General features: G+C 41.5%; 1 protein-coding gene. It reads right to left on the reverse strand.

Annotated elements, in window-relative coordinates; all coding sequences use genetic code 11:
- On the reverse strand, window positions 1–447 hold a 447-nt coding region (locus E3E36_RS12980; RefSeq protein WP_206203652.1), incomplete at its 3' end, for a hypothetical protein.
- Between the last annotated feature and the right edge of the window lie 61 nt (window positions 448–508).

Genomic DNA, 508 nt, shown 5'->3' on the forward strand with positions numbered 1-508 from the left:
AGCGGCGTCATTTGTTGTCACCATAGTACTGATTGTACTGAAAGGTTTAAATGGTAAATTTGTGTAATACTTTTCAAAAATGTCCCAAACTTCACTTCTATATATGTTATAGGCTATCACGGGGTAGTGCGCGAAATAGTCGATTTGCAACATCTTCTCGAAGGAATAGTAGTTCATCTCTTGTATCTTCTCAATTGCTGATTGTTTGAGCTCGGTCAGAGTCTCTTTGACAAAATCGGGCACAGTGGGCGCGATAAAATCGTAATACGTCTCTTTCTGCTCTTTTAGCAGATAGTTGTTCACTGTTATCGCGTATGACCTCTCGTCCGCGTGACCCAACAAGTATTCTCTGTTCTGCGCGAGAACGAGAAATGTGGCGTTCATTGCGCGAACGGGACGCAGTTTCAACTGCACGTACTTTTTAAACATTTTATCGACATTGCGCATTCTCACGAGCGAGTCGCTCTTCTTTAAATTGTATTTCTTGATATAATACCTCAGCCAACTA

Source organism: Thermococcus sp. M36, from assembly GCF_012027355.1.
Classification (GTDB): Archaea; Methanobacteriota_B; Thermococci; order Thermococcales; family Thermococcaceae; genus Thermococcus.